The organism is Pseudomonas sp. NFACC25, assembly GCF_900100935.1.
Classification (GTDB): domain Bacteria; phylum Pseudomonadota; class Gammaproteobacteria; order Pseudomonadales; family Pseudomonadaceae; genus Aquipseudomonas; species Aquipseudomonas marginalis.
Genome location: NZ_FMUC01000001.1, coordinates 811,546 through 823,715, shown reverse-complemented (window position 1 = coordinate 823,715; position 12,170 = coordinate 811,546). Strand labels below are relative to the sequence as shown.

12 protein-coding genes are annotated in these 12,170 nt (G+C 60.6%); 4 read left to right on the top strand and 8 right to left on the bottom strand.

Annotated elements, in window-relative coordinates:
- Window positions 1-8: 8 nt before the first annotated feature.
- Window positions 9-1,538 carry an NCS1 family nucleobase:cation symporter-1 gene (locus BLQ09_RS03885; RefSeq protein WP_027603660.1) on the bottom strand — a complete coding sequence of 510 codons (1,530 nt, stop codon included), beginning with the start codon at window positions 1,536-1,538 and terminating at the stop codon, window positions 9-11.
- A 469-nt stretch (window positions 1,539-2,007) separates the two neighbouring features.
- A complete protein-coding gene (locus tag BLQ09_RS03880; protein WP_027603661.1) occupies window positions 2,008-2,742 on the bottom strand; it encodes a phosphoadenylyl-sulfate reductase in 735 nt (244 codons plus the stop codon).
- A gap of 151 nt (window positions 2,743-2,893) precedes the next feature.
- Between BLQ09_RS03880 and thrH the strand changes: the two genes are divergently transcribed.
- Complete coding sequence (gene thrH / locus BLQ09_RS03875) at window positions 2,894-3,511, top strand: bifunctional phosphoserine phosphatase/homoserine phosphotransferase ThrH (protein WP_027603662.1); 618 nt, start codon at window positions 2,894-2,896, stop codon at window positions 3,509-3,511.
- A gap of 50 nt (window positions 3,512-3,561) precedes the next feature.
- Here the strand turns inward: thrH and BLQ09_RS03870 are convergent, their stop codons facing one another.
- From BLQ09_RS03870 to BLQ09_RS03845, 6 genes are all read right to left on the bottom strand, one after another.
- Window positions 3,562-3,918 (bottom strand): helix-turn-helix domain-containing protein, encoded by a 357-nt coding sequence (locus BLQ09_RS03870; RefSeq protein ID WP_092355430.1) that lies wholly within the window; start codon window positions 3,916-3,918, stop codon window positions 3,562-3,564.
- Window positions 3,918-4,220, bottom strand: coding sequence for a type II toxin-antitoxin system HigB family toxin (locus BLQ09_RS03865; RefSeq protein WP_053132719.1), 303 nt, complete (start codon window positions 4,218-4,220; stop codon window positions 3,918-3,920). The genes BLQ09_RS03870 and BLQ09_RS03865 overlap by 1 nt, the downstream gene beginning before the upstream one ends.
- Before the next feature lie 229 nt (window positions 4,221-4,449).
- On the bottom strand, window positions 4,450-5,793 hold the full coding sequence (pabB, locus tag BLQ09_RS03860) for an aminodeoxychorismate synthase component I (protein WP_092355427.1): 1,344 nt from the start codon (window positions 5,791-5,793) through the stop codon (window positions 4,450-4,452).
- A 102-nt stretch (window positions 5,794-5,895) separates the two neighbouring features.
- The gene (locus tag BLQ09_RS03855; protein ID WP_027603666.1) at window positions 5,896-6,882 is read right to left on the bottom strand and encodes an alpha-L-glutamate ligase-like protein; all 987 of its coding nucleotides are present in this window, start codon (window positions 6,880-6,882) and stop codon (window positions 5,896-5,898) included.
- The gene (locus tag BLQ09_RS03850; protein WP_027603667.1) at window positions 6,882-8,414 is read right to left on the bottom strand and encodes an osmotic stress tolerance membrane protein RloB; all 1,533 of its coding nucleotides are present in this window, start codon (window positions 8,412-8,414) and stop codon (window positions 6,882-6,884) included. Before BLQ09_RS03850 ends, BLQ09_RS03855 begins: the two co-directional genes overlap by 1 nt.
- 5 nt (window positions 8,415-8,419) lie before the next feature.
- Entirely contained in the window at window positions 8,420-8,956 is a 537-nt protein-coding gene (locus BLQ09_RS03845; protein ID WP_027603668.1) for a retropepsin-like aspartic peptidase RloA, read from the bottom strand.
- Between the two features lie 273 nt (window positions 8,957-9,229).
- Here BLQ09_RS03845 and BLQ09_RS03840 point away from each other — a divergent pair, with 273 nt between their 5' ends.
- Genes BLQ09_RS03840 through prpC form a run of 3 tightly spaced genes read left to right on the top strand, consistent with a single transcriptional unit; the run spans window position 9,230 to window position 12,000 of the window.
- Window positions 9,230-9,940 (top strand): GntR family transcriptional regulator, encoded by a 711-nt coding sequence (locus tag BLQ09_RS03840; protein WP_092355424.1) that lies wholly within the window; start codon window positions 9,230-9,232, stop codon window positions 9,938-9,940.
- On the top strand, window positions 9,937-10,830 hold the full coding sequence (gene prpB, locus BLQ09_RS03835) for a methylisocitrate lyase (protein ID WP_027603670.1): 894 nt from the start codon (window positions 9,937-9,939) through the stop codon (window positions 10,828-10,830). Before BLQ09_RS03840 ends, prpB begins: the two co-directional genes overlap by 4 nt.
- Before the next feature lie 42 nt (window positions 10,831-10,872).
- Entirely contained in the window at window positions 10,873-12,000 is a 1,128-nt protein-coding gene (gene prpC, locus BLQ09_RS03830) for a bifunctional 2-methylcitrate synthase/citrate synthase (protein WP_027603671.1), read from the top strand.
- Window positions 12,001-12,170: the final 170 nt, after the last annotated feature.

The following is a 12,170-nucleotide window of genomic DNA, read 5'->3' as shown; positions in this document are numbered from 1 at the left end:
GTCCTTACTCAGTGACTGACGTTATCGACGGCAATGCTTTCGCCGCTGACATCGGCGTAGAACGGCTGGCGCTTGGCGATCAGCAGGTACAGCAACCCTGCAATACCGGCGCCAAACAACCAGGAAAACGGTGAGACGCTGGCAAATCCGGGCAACAGCGCCAGCAGGATGGCGATCACGGCTGCAGGAATAAACGCCGCCACGGCACGCATATTCACCCCACGGCTGTAGTAATAAACGCCATTCGGGTTTTCGCTATACAGCTGCGGCACGTCCACCTGGCTTTTACGAATCAGCCAGTAATCGACCATGATCACCCCGTACAGCGGCCCCAGCAGCGCGCCCAGGCCGGAGAGGAAATACACGATCACCAACGGGCTGTTGTAGAGGTTCCATGGCAGGATCAGTACGGCCACGGTGGCGCTGATCAAGCCGGCGCGGCGGAAGTTCAGGTACTTGGGCGCCAGGTTGCTCAGCACAAAAGCCGGCGCGACGAAGTTGGCCATGATGTTCACCGCCACGGTGACGATCAGGAACGCCAGGCAGCCCAGCACGAGAAAGAAGGTATTGGGGATGGCTGCAATGATTTCAGTCGGGCTTTCGATCACTCGGCCATTGAGTTGGAATTGCCCGCCGCACAGCAGCACAGTGATGGCGGCAAACACCAGGATATTCACCGGCAGGCCCCAGAAGTTGCCGACGAGGATGGTCTTGCGGCACGGCGAAGAGCGCGCGAAGTCGCAGAAGTTGAGGATCAGCGTGCCATAGATCGCCAGCCACAACGCGCCACCGGCAAAGATATTGCGCCACATCTCGCCGCCGCTCAGCGGTTCGCGGATCGACCAGGCAATGTTGCCGCCGGCCTGGAAGTACATCCAACCGGCCAGCGCCGCCACCGTCAGCAGAATCACCGGTCCGGCGAAGCCTTCATAGCGGCGCACCATCTCCATGCCATAAGCCAGGATCACCAGTTGCACGAACCAGATCGCCACGAAACAGGCCCAACCCAGAGTCGATAATCCCAGGATCGAGTTGTGGTCATAGTCGGCAAAGCCCGGATGAATCGCCGTCAGCAGTACGCGGAACACCACCGACGCCAGGTACGTCTGTATACCAAACCAGGCAATCGCGATCACCGCGCGGATCAACGCCGGGATCTGCGCACCGTGAATGCCGAAGCTGATGCGGCTGATCACCGGAAACGGCACGCCGGTCTTCTGGCCCATATACCCCGACAGGTTCATGAAGAAGTACACCAGCGCCGCGCCGATGCCCAGGGACAACAGGATCTGCCAGCCGCCCAGGCCCAGCGCGTAGAGACCGATGGCGAACGAATAGTTGGCGATGTTGTGCACGTCATTGGTCCACAGCGCGAAGATGCTGTAGCGCCCCCAGCGTCGGCCTTCGATCTTGGTGGGCGCCAGGTCCTTGTTGTGCAGGCGCGGGCTGAGCACCAGGGGGCCGGGGCTCGCGGCGTCCGGGTTCAGGGCGGAGGAGGGCAGATCCAGTGCGATGTTGTTCGAGAGGCTTGTACGCATTCCGGCAGGCTCCAGCACATCTGCCGGGGCGCTGCAGATGGCAAAGTGTATGTAGGTTTTGTATTTATTGTATACAAAGCGTATTTCACCTTAAGCCACATGCGTGCCAGCTTTGGATCTATGAAAGTTCTGGGTAATTTCGTTTTTATAGGTTAGTTAAATAACTGGCTGAATTTGAAGAAATATAAATTGACCGATTGAACAGCTATTTATTTTTTCGCTGTCAGCCTGTGATTCGCCAGGTCAATCGACGGGAGGGGAGAGGTGTTACGTTATGGTGCGGCTGAAGAGAAATTGCACACATAAATGGCACCGATGGTTACATCTATGTGTACATCTCTAACATTCAGCACAAGACAAAATGTGGGAGGGGGCTTGCCCCCGATTGCAGTGTGTCAGCAACTATTGAACTGGCTGACCCACCGCTATCGGGGGCAAGCCCCCTCCCACATTTTTTACAGCATCAACTTCAAGCCTTGCTGATGATATTCCCGGCATGCAGCCCGCATTCCTTCTGCGTGGCTTCCTCCCACCACCAGCGCCCTTCGCGCTCGTGCTGGTTCGGCAGCACAGGCCGGGTGCACGGCTCACAGCCGATGCTGATAAAGCCGCGCTCATGCAGGCTGTTGTATGGCAGCTCCAGCATGCGGATGTAACCCCAGATCTCCTCGCTGGTCATCTGCGCCAGCGGGTTGAACTTGTACAGGGTACGTTCCGGGGTGGAGAAGGCCGTGTCGATTTCCAGCGCCGCCACCTGGCTGCGGGTACCTGGGCTCTGGTCGCGGCGTTGGCCGGTGGCCCAGGCGCTGACGCCGGAAAGCTTGCGGCGCAGCGGCTCGATCTTGCGCACGCCGCAGCATTCACCATGGCCGTCCTTGTAGAAGCTGAACAGGCCTTTCTCCTTGACGAAGGGTTCCAGCTTGCTCTGGTCCGGCGAGATCAGTTCAATGTCGATCTTGTAGAAGTCGCGCACCTGTTCGATAAACCGGTAGGTCTCCGGGTGCAGGCGACCGGTGTCGAGGCTGAACACCTTGACGTTCTTGTTCAGCTTCCAGGCCATGTCCACCAGCACCACATCCTCGGCGCCGCTGAAGGAAATCCACAGGTCATCACCGAACTGGCTGAACGCCAGCTTGAGAATGTCCTGGGCAGACTTGTTGGCATAAGTCGTGGCGAGTTCAACGACGTCGAAGGCTTGGTTCATCAGGACGGTTCCTACAGGTCAATGGCGCTGAGCGCTCTATAGGGGAGCGATGGTATCAAAATCCGCCCTGCGTTGCGGCGGCGGGCTTGAATCGCTAGAGTTCGGCAGTCCTTTTGCTCGCTCAACTAACAACATCTAATGGGAGTGTCTTGTGGAAATTGCCTGTCTCGACCTGGAAGGGGTGCTGGTGCCGGAAATCTGGATCGCCTTCGCCGAAAAAACCGGCATTGAATCCCTGCGGGCCACCACCCGGGACATTCCCGACTACGACGTGCTGATGAAGCAGCGCCTGCGCATCCTCGACGAACACGGGCTCAAGCTCGCCGACATCCAGGAAGTGATCGCCACCCTCAAGCCGCTGGACGGTGCCATCGAGTTCGTCAACTGGCTGCGCGAGCGCTTCCAAGTGGTGATCCTGTCCGACACCTTCTACGAATTCTCCCAGCCGCTGATGCGCCAGCTGGGCTTCCCGACCTTGTTGTGCCACCGTCTCATCACCGACGAAAACGACCGCGTGGTCAGCTACCAACTGCGCCAGAAAGACCCCAAGCGCCAGTCGGTATTGGCGTTCAAGACCCTCTACTACCGCGTGATCGCCGCGGGCGACTCCTACAACGACACCACCATGTTGGGCGAGGCCGACCGTGGGATTCTGTTCCATGCGCCGGAGAACGTGATCCGCGAGTTCCCGCAATTCCCGGCGGTGCATACGTTTGAAGATTTGAAGAAGGAATTCATCAAGGCTTCGAATCGGCCGTTGAGCCTTTAATTTTTTCGGCCGGGCTGATGGGGCGGGTAAAGCCACTGCCTATGTTCCTGTCAGCCCTCTGCAAGCAACCGCTCATAAGGAATACTCAAGCCTTCATGCAGCCGCTTGATCATCGACAGGCTCAGCTTGCGCTTGTGGTTCAACACCTCTGACACCCGTCCGCTGGTGCCGATAAATGGCTCCAGGTCGCGGGCAGTCATGCCCAGTTGCTCCATGCGAAATTTAATGGCTTCCACCGGATCCGAGGGTGGCATTGGGTAATGTTCGGCTTCGTACTTATCAATGAGTACTGCAAGAATTTCCAGCTCATCGCCTTCAGTCGAGCCGATGTCCGCTCCCCAGAGCTGCTGCACCCGCGTGAGTGCCGCAGTGAGGTCTTCCTGGGAGTGTATGGGTTTGATGTTCATTACACGGTCTCCGCGTTGATCTGGTCGTACTGCGCATGAGTCCCTACGAACCGTATGAACCCAAGCTGTCGCTGGTAATCGATCGCCATGATCACTCGATATTTGTTGCCGCCCACGTTGAATACAACCCTGCCACCTTTGAGAATGCTCGCGGTCCTGAGCGCTGCCTTGAGTGCTTGTGGCGTCGGGTAAATGGCCTTTTCCATATGGCGATACAGTTCAATAAGCGGTGCCTTTGCATCGATATAGGCGGGTTGGCTTTCCCAGAATATTCGTAAGGTCGAGAGGGCGATTATCCGCATCGCTGCAGCCTCCCAATTTGGGAGATGATAGGCGCGGTTGAGAGGGGGCGCAATCTCGGAAATATTTCCTGACGGGTAGGCAGTCGCTTCATGTGATCCTTCACAGACGGCGGGTGGACGGTTGAAGCCGGACGCTATCTTCCGACGTTCAACTACGTCTACTGCGGTTCTGATTCAGGTTTTTTCTACTGCCCGGCGCTGCGTCTGAGAGCCAGGAAGGCACTGTGCGCTACAGGCTTTCCAGCGTTTGTAACAACACCCGCACCTTCGTCAGCGACTCCTGGTACTCCGCCTCCCACTGCGAATCCGCGACAATCCCGCCGCCGCCCCAGCAGCACACCTGGCCATCCTTGACCAGCAAACTGCGGATGGCGATGGAGCTGTCCATCTCGCCGCGCACATCCAGGTACACCAGCGAACCGCAGTACAGCCCACGGCGTGTGGGCTCCAGTTCGTCGATGATCTGCATCGCGCGAATCTTCGGCGCGCCGGTGATCGAGCCGCCGGGGAAGCTGCCGGCGATCAGGTCGAGGGCATCTTTGTCGTCGGCCAACGTGCCGGTCACGCTGCTGACCAGGTGGTGCACATTGGGGTAGCTTTCCAGACTGAACAATTCCGGCACATTGACCGAGCCGGTGCGGCACGTGCGGCCGAGGTCGTTGCGCAGCAGGTCGACGATCATCAGGTTCTCGGCGCGGTCCTTGGGGCTGGCCAGCAGTTCGTCGGCATTCGCCGCGTCTTCTTCCGGCGTAAGGCCGCGGGGGCGGGTGCCTTTGATCGGGCGGGTCTCGACGTGGCGCTCGCTGATGCGCACGAAACGCTCCGGCGACAGGCTCAGCACTGCGCCGTCGTCCGGCAGGCGCTGGAACCCGGAAAACGGCGTCGGGCAGGCTTCGCGCAACGCGCAGTAGGCGGCCCAGGGATCACCCAGGCACGGCGCGCGGAAACGCTGGGCGAAGTTGACCTGGTAGCAGTCGCCCGCCTGGATGTAATCCTGGATCCGCACGATGGCCAGGCGGTAGGCCTCGGCACTGAGGTCGGGGGCCATCGGGCCCTGGAGTTTGAACGTCGCAGAGGTGTCGACCGCCCCATGGCTGAACAACGCGATCAGCCGTTGCCGTTCGCTGTCTGCCAGCGAGGGGTGAAACACCAGTTGGCTGCTCCGGGCCTGGTGGTCACTGATCAGTGCCCAGGCGTACAGCCCGAAGCGCGCGTCCGGCAGGTGCAGGTCATCCACCGCCAGGTGCGGCATGGGCTCCAGGTGCCGACCGAAGTCGTAGCTCAGGTAGCCGATCAAGCCACCGGCGAACGGCAACTGCAAACCGGCAGGAATTGTGGCTTCACCCAGTCGCGTCAGGTTTTCCCGCAAGCGTTGCAGGAAAGCAGCGCCGCTTTCGTCAGGCGCTACCGTCAAGGTTGCGTCGGGCCAGGCGCTGAGCAGATCGTAACGCCCACGCTCGGCCGCCGGGCGGCCGCTGTCGAGCAGGACCGCGCCGGGAGCGTGGCGAATCGCCGCAAAATACTCGGCGGGGTTGGCCCGGTAGGGCAATGGGTGTACGGAGCAGGTCGACATGCGGGGTTGGATCAGCCAATGGCGCGGGGGGAGAGGGATTGTAGTCCCCCGTAGGATTTGCTCCTAGGGGGGATGTCGGGGATAGACAGTTCGAAGACCGGATCAGCCTTCCACGGGGGGAATATGCCCGAACATCTCCTGCACGAACTTCACCCGCTCTTCCGGAGTTTCCGTCACGCCGGCGGCTTTCAGTTCTTCCAGTCGCGCCTCCACCGCATGGGTGCGCAAGGTCAGGCCGCAGTCGTTGGCGATCTGGATATTCAGCCCCGGCCGCGCATTCAGCTCCAGGATCAGCGGGCCCTTTTCCTGGTCGAGCACCATGTCCACGCCGATATACCCCAGCCCGCACAGCTCGTAGCAGCCGGCCGCGAGCTTCATGAACCCGTCCCAGTTGGGCAGTTGCACGCCATCCACCGCGTTGGTGGTGTCGGGGTGCTTGGTGATGATGTTGTTCAGCCAGGTACCGCGCAGGGTCAGGCCGGTGGCGAGGTCGACGCCCACGCCGATCGCGCCCTGGTGCAGGTTGGCCTTGCCGCCCGACTGGCGGGTCGGCAAGCGCAGCATCGCCATCACCGGGTAGCCCATCAGCACGATGATGCGGATATCCGGTACGCCTTCGTAGCTGATGCTCTTGAAGATCTGGTCAGGCACTACGCGGTACTCGATCAGCGCACGGTCGCGGTGGCCCCCCAGGGAGTACAGGCCGGTGAGGATGCTGGAAATCTGGTGCTCGATCTCTTCATGGCTGATGATCTTGCCCGACACCGTGCGATAGCGCCCCTCGAAACGGTCCGCCACCACCAGGATGCCGTCGCCGCCGGCGCCCTGGGCCGGCTTGATCACGAAGTCGCTGCGCCCACCGATGATCTCGTCGAGCTTGTCGATTTCCTTCTCGGTGGAGATCACCCCGTACATTTCCGGCACATGGATGCCGGCGGCGATGGCCCGCTCCTTGGTGATGATCTTGTCATCCACGATCGGATACAGGCTGCGCTTGTTGTACTTGAGCACGTAGTCGGCATTGCGCCGGTTGATGCCCATGATCCCCCGCGCTTCCAGGGCCTTCCAGGTCTTCCAGAAGCCGAACATTACGAGTCAGCCTTGAGGAAGGCCTTGAATCGCACCAGCTCGGTCAGGCGGTAGCCACGATAGCGGCCCATTGCCAGCATGAAGCCCACCAGGATCAGCAGGATCGCCGGGAAGGTGAATACGAAGTAGATCAGCTCCGGCACGCTCATGATGATGTGCGCCAGGGACGCGGCGAACAGCGTACCAATCGCGACTTTCATGGCATGGCTGGCGCCGCGCTCTTCCCAGGTGATCGACAGGCGTTCGATGGTCATGGTCAGGATCACCATCGGGAACAGCGCCACCGACAGCCCGCGCTCCAGCCCCAGCTTGTGGCTGAACAGGCTGATGGCGGCGATCAGCACCACCACGAAGGTCAGCACCACCGACAACCTGGGCAGCATCTGCAGCTTCAGGTGTTCCAGGTACGACCTGAGGGACAGGCCGAGCGCGGTGATAATCGTGAACAGCACAATCCCGAAGCCCAGCTGCGTCTCGCGGAACGCCAGGGCAATCAGTACCGGGGTAAAGGTGCCGAGGGTCTGCAGGCCGATCAGGTTGCGCAGGATCAGGATCACCAGCACCCCAATCGGGATCATCACCATGATCATGAAGGTCTGCTGGGTTTGCAGCGGCAGGCCGTACAGCGAGTATTCGAGGAAGTTGGCGTCGGTGTTCTCGTCGGTCAGCTTGGCCAGGCGAATGGCGTTCATTTCGCTGTTATTGAGGCTGAAGGTGACCATGGCTTTCTTGCCGCCATCGACGGTGATCAGGTTTTCATCGCCGGTCCACCACAGCAGGCGGTCGGCGGGCAGGCCCTGTTCGCCGGTTTCCGGGTTGAAGTACAGCCAGTCGTTGCCATTGAAGCTGCGCAGCCACAGTTCCGGGGTTTGCGGCTGGTCGGCCACCAGGCGGATGGTGTGGACCTTTTCCACCGGCACGTGGGCGATGGACAGCAGCAGCTCGACGATCTTGGCCTTGTGCGGCGTCGACGGGTCGCCGGCCAGCAACAGCTTCACGTTGTCGTCGTTGAGGTTGTTGGTGCGCTTGATGGCCTCGGTGATAAAGGTCTCGACGTCGGCCGAATGCTGGCGGATCGGCGCCAGCAGGGCTTCGGCGGCGATTTTTTCCGGGCCTTCCACGGCAATGCTGTCGCGGAAGGTCGGGCCCTTGATCTTGGTTTTTTCGCCGCTGTAGCGCTTGGTCAGCACCAGGCGGTAATACAGGGTCTGGTTGCCCTTGGCGCGGCGTGCCGACCAGGTGACCTTGCGGTTGCCGTCGATGCGGTTGACGCTCACCCCGTAGTTATTCGAGATAAAGCTCTCATTAAGGCTGACGAAGTCGCGGCTCAAGGGCGGCACGAACATCTGGATCTTCACCGGGTCCTTGGGGTTGGCGACGAACTCGACCTTGGCGTCGATGTTCCACAGGTCGTCGGTGGCGTCCTCGGTGACGGGAATGCCCAGCACGAAGATCTGGTAGGCGGTGACCGAAATACCCAACACCACCAGGATGGCGATCAGGATTCTCAGGTGCAGGGTTAGAGCGCGCATTCGGTTTACTCGGCGGTATGAGCGTCGGCGGCGCAGGCAGGTTTGCCTGCTGCGTATTTAAGACTGGGGTCGACCAGCGCATCAAAGCGTTTGAGCGCTTCGGAGCCGATCAGCAGCGGGTATTGGAAAGCGCTGCGGTCAGTCAAGTTCACTTCGATGCTGCGTAAAGCGGTGCCCATGCAGATATCCAGGGCAATCACAGGACGGGCGGTGTAGTTCTTGTCCTCATCGGGGTCGTAGTCGCCGGCGCGACGCTTGATCTTGCTGACGCGGGCCAGGGGGCGTTCGATGGGATGGGAATGGGCGGTGTCGATGGCCAGGTAGAAGCGCACCCAGGATTCGCCGTTGCGCTTGAAACGCTTGATGTCACGGGCGCTGAGGGAGGCGGTCTTGGCGCCGGTGTCGAGCTTGGCGGCTACTTCCAGGTCGATGCCGGCCAATTGCGCGTATTCATTGAGGCCATACACCGTCTTCTCGGCGGCAGCGCCAAGGCTCGGTATGGACAATAGGCAAAACAACAGGGGGAAGGGCTTGAGTCTCATAGATCCTGAGGCGGTGCAGTGCGATGTTCAATTCAAGGCGACTGGCATTGCTGCGCAAGCTCCCTTCGTGCGCCGTTTCATCAAGTGATGTCAGGCAAATGCGGCGGGCATTCTAACATGATGCTTTTCTGGCGCCAGCGCTGGCAGCCGGCCATGCCCTGAGGGGATACAGCCGGGATTATTAGATGATTGTCGACAATATCGATTTATTCTTTGACTGGTCGCGGTTTATTGGCTAGTTTTTGCCGCATTGCTTTCAAAGGTGTCGACAATATGCTGGGTCAATCAGAAGCTCCGATAATGGCGTCGGACGAATCCCAAACGATGTCCGAGAACGTCTTCCGACGCATCCAGGCCGCCATCGTCAAGGGTGAGATCGCGCCCGGCAGCAAGATTTCCGAGCCGGAACTGGCCCGCACCTACGGCATCAGCCGTGGCCCGCTGCGCGAGGCGATCCACCGCCTGGAAGGCCAGCGCCTGCTGGTGCGCGTGCCCCATGTGGGCGCCCGGGTCGTGTCCTTGAGCCACGCCGAGCTGGTTGAACTGTATGAAATCCGCGAGTCCCTGGAAGGCATGGCCTGTCGCCTGGCCGCCGAGCGCATGACCGACGCGGAAATCGAAGAGCTGCGCCAGGTGCTGCACACCCATGAGCGCGACGAAGCGTTCCAGGCGGGCCTTGGCTACTACCAGCAGGAAGGCGACTTCGATTTTCATTACCGGATAATTCAAGGCGCCGGCAACCGCACCCTGACCCAAATGCTCTGCGGCGAGCTGTACCAACTGGTGCGCATGTACCGCATCCAGTTCTCCGCCACCCCCAATCGTCCACGCCAGGCCTTTGCCGAGCATCACCGCATTCTTGATGCGATTGCCGATCGCGACGGTGAACTGGCCGAGTTGTTGATGCGCCGGCATATCGGTGCTTCCAAACGCAATATTGCCCGTCATTTCCCAGGCGGCGCCCCTGATAGAGGTGAGTCATGAGTTCGAACAATAAAAGCACACCCGGCCAGCGTTTCCGTGACGCGGTCGCCAGCGAGCATCCCTTGCAGGTGGTCGGTGCGATCAACGCCAACCATGCGCTGCTGGCCAAGCGCGCCGGCTTCAAGGCGATCTACCTGTCGGGCGGCGGCGTGGCGGCCGGTTCCCTCGGCGTGCCGGACCTGGGCATCACCGGCCTGGATGACGTACTCACCGACGTGCGCCGTATCACCGACGTCTGCGACCTGCCGCTGCTGGTGGACGTGGACACCGGCTTCGGCTCCTCGGCGTTCAACGTCGCGCGCACGGTCAAATCGATGATCAAGTTCGGCGCGGCCGCGATTCATATCGAGGACCAGGTCGGCGCCAAGCGCTGCGGCCATCGTCCGAACAAAGAGATCGTGTCCCAGCAGGAAATGGTCGACCGCATCAAGGCCGCCGTGGACGCGCGCACCGATGACAGCTTCGTGATCATGGCGCGCACCGATGCCCTGGCCGTGGAAGGCCTGGAGTCCGCCCTGGAGCGTGCCGCCGCCTGCATCGAAGCCGGCGCCGACATGGTGTTCCCGGAAGCCATTACCGAGCTTGAGATGTACAAACTGTTCGCCGCCCGTGTGAAGGCGCCGATCCTGGCCAACATCACCGAGTTCGGCGCCACGCCGCTGTACACCACTGAACAGTTGAAATCTGCCGATGTTTCCATCGTGCTGTACCCGCTGTCCGCCTTCCGTGCCATGAACAAGGCCGCCGAGAACGTCTACACCGCGATCCGTCGCGACGGCACTCAACAGAACGTGATCGACACCATGCAAACCCGCATGGAGCTTTACGATCGCATCGACTACCACACCTTCGAGCAGAAGCTTGACGCGCTGTTCGCCGCGAAAAAGTGACGAACACGCCTCCCTGAATAACGACAAGATTGGAGAAAAACCATGGCTGAAGCAAAAGTACTGAGTGGCGCCGGCCTGCGTGGCCAGGTCGCCGGGCAGACCGCACTGTCCACCGTGGGCCAGGCCGGAGCCGGCTTGACTTATCGTGGCTACGACGTGCGCGAACTGGCTGCCGATGCACAGTTTGAAGAGGTCGCTTATCTGCTGCTGTACGGCGAACTGCCGACCCAGGCCGAACTGGCCGCCTACAGCGCCAGGCTGAGCACGCTGCGTGACCTGCCGCAAGCGCTGAAAGAAGTGCTCGAACGCATCCCCGCCGACGCCCACCCGATGGACGTGATGCGCACCGGTTGCTCCTTCCTTGGCAATATCGAGCCGGAAAAAGACTTCAGCGTGCAACGCGACGTGACCGACCGCCTGCTCGCCGCGTTCCCGGCGATCATGTGCTACTGGTACCGCTTCAGCCACGACGGCAAGCGCATCGACTGCGTGACCGACGAGCCGAGCATCGGCGGCCACTTCCTGCACCTGCTGCATGGCAAGAAGCCGAGCGAACTGCATGAAAAAGTCATGAACGTGTCGTTGATCCTCTACGCCGAGCACGAGTTCAACGCCTCGACGTTTACCGCGCGGGTGTGTGCCTCGACATTGTCCGACCTGTATTCCTGCGTCACCGCCGCCATCGGCTCCCTGCGCGGCCCGCTGCACGGCGGTGCCAACGAAGCGGCGATGGAAATGATCGAGCGTTTCGGTTCGGCAGACGAAGCGGTCGAAGGCACCCTCGGCATGCTGGCGCGCAAGGACAAGATCATGGGCTTCGGCCACGCGATCTACAAAGACAACGACCCGCGCAATGAAGTGATCAAGGGCTGGTCGAAAAAACTCGCTGACGAAGTGGGCGACACCGTGCTGTTCCCGGTCTCCGAAGCCATCGACAAGACCATGTGGGAGCAGAAGAAACTGTTCCCCAACGCCGATTTCTACCATGCCTCGGCGTACCACTTCATGGGCATCCCGACCAAGCTGTTCACGCCGATCTTCGTCTGCTCGCGGCTTACAGGATGGGCGGCCCACGTATTTGAGCAGCGCGCCAACAACCGCATCATCCGTCCAAGCGCCGAGTACACCGGCGTCGAACAGCGCAAGTTCGTGCCAATCGAACGTCGCTGAATGGGAACACCGACGATCCCGAAGTGGAAACCGGACCCAGTGTGGGAGGGGGCTTGCCCCCGATGGCGGTTTATCAGTTGCCATAGGTGTTGAATGACACACCGCTATCGGGGGCAAGTCGAATCGTCGCACCGCCCCTCCCACATTTGAATCGCATTTCAATTCCGGAT

Excerpts from the sequence above, each read along its gene's own strand:
- BLQ09_RS03885 (WP_027603660.1), bottom strand. The coding sequence starts at position 1,538 with ATGCGTACAAGCCTCTCGAACAACATCGCACTGGATCTGCCCTCCTCC.
- BLQ09_RS03880 (WP_027603661.1), bottom strand. The coding sequence starts at position 2,742 with ATGAACCAAGCCTTCGACGTCGTTGAACTCGCCACGACTTATGCCAAC.
- BLQ09_RS03870 (WP_092355430.1), bottom strand. The coding sequence starts at position 3,918 with ATGAACATCAAACCCATACACTCCCAGGAAGACCTCACTGCGGCACTC.
- BLQ09_RS03865 (WP_053132719.1), bottom strand. The coding sequence starts at position 4,220 with ATGCGGATAATCGCCCTCTCGACCTTACGAATATTCTGGGAAAGCCAA.
- pabB (WP_092355427.1), bottom strand. The coding sequence starts at position 5,793 with ATGTCGACCTGCTCCGTACACCCATTGCCCTACCGGGCCAACCCCGCC.
- BLQ09_RS03855 (WP_027603666.1), bottom strand. The coding sequence starts at position 6,882 with ATGTTCGGCTTCTGGAAGACCTGGAAGGCCCTGGAAGCGCGGGGGATC.
- BLQ09_RS03850 (WP_027603667.1), bottom strand. The coding sequence starts at position 8,414 with ATGCGCGCTCTAACCCTGCACCTGAGAATCCTGATCGCCATCCTGGTG.
- BLQ09_RS03845 (WP_027603668.1), bottom strand. The coding sequence starts at position 8,956 with ATGAGACTCAAGCCCTTCCCCCTGTTGTTTTGCCTATTGTCCATACCG.
- BLQ09_RS03840 (WP_092355424.1), top strand. The coding sequence starts at position 9,230 with ATGCTGGGTCAATCAGAAGCTCCGATAATGGCGTCGGACGAATCCCAA.
- prpB (WP_027603670.1), top strand. The coding sequence starts at position 9,937 with ATGAGTTCGAACAATAAAAGCACACCCGGCCAGCGTTTCCGTGACGCG.
- prpC (WP_027603671.1), top strand. The coding sequence starts at position 10,873 with ATGGCTGAAGCAAAAGTACTGAGTGGCGCCGGCCTGCGTGGCCAGGTC.